The organism is Muribaculum sp., assembly GCF_029051885.1.
Classification (GTDB): Bacteria; Bacteroidota; Bacteroidia; order Bacteroidales; family Muribaculaceae; genus Muribaculum.
Map to the genome: position 1 here is coordinate 1 of NZ_JAIDKI010000131.1, position 1,825 is coordinate 1,825.

Genomic DNA, 1,825 nt, shown 5'->3' on the forward strand with positions numbered 1-1,825 from the left:
TCCCTCATCACAAGCGAAAATATGCTCGACGATTGACCGCCCTGACGGTAACATTTATTATTAAACAAGCTCTAAAAATAATCACATTATACGATATGAAATATTATATCATTGAGAATGAAGCCCCTGTGGGGCCTTTTGACGTAGCCGAACTTGTTGCCCGTGGTTTGCGTCCTACCGATCTCGTGTGGGCTGAAGGTATGGCCGACTGGGCTGCCGCCGAGTCGGTTGAAGAGGTGCGTATGGCTCTCTATGGTCCTAAAAACAATATTGAGGTATCTCAGCCGTCGGCCACTGTACAGAGTGGTGCGTTCCCTCCGCCGGCACCTCATGCACCGCAGCCTCAGCCTGAATATCAGCAGCCTCAGGCAGCCTATCAGCAACAGTATCAGCAGCCGCAATATCAGCAACCTCAATATCAGCAACCTCAATATCAGCAACCTCAATATCAGCAACCTCAATATCAGCAACCTCAATATCAGCAGCAGGGACAGCAGCCCTATCAGCAGCCGATATTGCCCCCTGACAATTATCTTGCCTGGGCCGTCGTTGTAACCATACTCTGCTGTGTGCCTTTCGGGATTGTCGCTATTATAAAGGCGGCTTCGGTCAACGGGCTTTGGAACACGGGCAACTACGACAAGGCCTACGAGGCTTCTGCCAGTGCTAAGAAATGGATTATTATCACTGTTATCGTCGGTATCGTTTCCCAGCTGCTTTACGGTGGATTTATGATTTTCAGCGGTGTAATGAATTCACTGTAAATGATACTCGTAAATACTACATTTCTTGTAGAATCGGGCCTCGAAAGCGAGTGGACCGGCTGGGCGCATACGGTATATATACCGACAGCTGTCTCGGCCGGATACCGCCATCCGCTGCTTATGCGTGTGTTCTCGCAGGAGGATAACGGAGGCACGACCTACGCGTTGCAGATACAGTGCGACGGCATGCCCGAGGCTTCCGACTGGCTCGACAAGCTACAGCCTGTGCTGCTTGATGAGATAAGCCGCCGCTGGGGTCAGCGTGTGCTTCATTTTACCACTATGATGGAGGAGGTGGAGCGTGACTGACCTGCCGGCGACGCCACCGAGCGCATCAGGCCTCAGTCGCAATGAGGCTCTGCGCGAGTGGGACCGAATCATAATAGGGATAGATCCGGGCACCAATGTGATGGGCTACGGCATACTCGGTGTGCGCCGTGGCAAGCCATCCATGATAGCCATGGGCGTGATAAAGCTCAATAAGTTTGACAGCCATTATCTGCGCCTGGGGCATATATTCCGGCGTGTGACCGGCATTATCGAGCAGTATCTGCCCGACGAGATGGCTATTGAGGCGCCATTCTTCGGTAAGAATGTGCAGTCGATGCTCAAGCTCGGGCGTGCGCAGGGAGTGGCTATGGCAGCTGCCATAAGCCGCGATGTGTGTATCACCGAGTATGAGCCGCGCCTGATAAAGATGGCCATTACCGGCAATGGAGGCGCTTCAAAGGAGCAGGTGCAGGAGATGTTGCGCCGTATCCTGGACATACCGCGCGAGAGCATCCTCCCGGAACTTGACGCTACCGACGCGCTTGCTGCTGCATTGTGCCACTTTTACGAGTCGAAGAAGCCCGCGATTGCGCGCGGCCCTAAGTCATGGAAGGATTTTATTGCGAAAAATCCCGACAGAGTGAAATGATTGCCGGGAAACCGCGACGGGATGAGACTGTATGCGGCTGGTAGCGTGTACGTTATTAAAAAAAACTCTTAGAGCTTGTTTAATAATAAATGTTGCCGCCAGGGTCGTATAGCTTGAGACGATTTTCGACATGTGACGAAGG

The 1,825-nt window shown here is 52.4% G+C and carries 3 protein-coding genes; all 3 read left to right on the top strand.

All coding sequences use genetic code 11. From position 1 onward, the window contains the following. The first annotated feature begins 95 nt into the window (after nucleotides 1-95). Genes K2I50_RS05745 through ruvC form a run of 3 tightly spaced genes read left to right on the top strand, consistent with a single transcriptional unit; the run spans nucleotide 96 to nucleotide 1,683 of the window. On the top strand, nucleotides 96-764 hold the full coding sequence (locus K2I50_RS05745; RefSeq protein WP_301025254.1) for a CD225/dispanin family protein: 669 nt from the start codon (nucleotides 96-98) through the stop codon (nucleotides 762-764). After that, complete coding sequence (locus tag K2I50_RS05750; RefSeq protein ID WP_301025255.1) at nucleotides 765-1,073, top strand: DUF4286 family protein; 309 nt, start codon at nucleotides 765-767, stop codon at nucleotides 1,071-1,073. It abuts the gene before it with no gap. A 49-nt stretch (nucleotides 1,074-1,122) separates the two neighbouring features. Further along, nucleotides 1,123-1,683 carry a crossover junction endodeoxyribonuclease RuvC gene (gene ruvC / locus K2I50_RS05755; protein WP_526022957.1) on the top strand — a complete coding sequence of 187 codons (561 nt, stop codon included), beginning with the start codon at nucleotides 1,123-1,125 and terminating at the stop codon, nucleotides 1,681-1,683. The last annotated feature ends 142 nt before the right edge of the window (nucleotides 1,684-1,825 follow it).

Excerpts from the sequence above, each read along its gene's own strand:
- K2I50_RS05745 (WP_301025254.1), top strand. The coding sequence starts at position 96 with ATGAAATATTATATCATTGAGAATGAAGCCCCTGTGGGGCCTTTTGAC.
- K2I50_RS05750 (WP_301025255.1), top strand. The coding sequence starts at position 765 with ATGATACTCGTAAATACTACATTTCTTGTAGAATCGGGCCTCGAAAGC.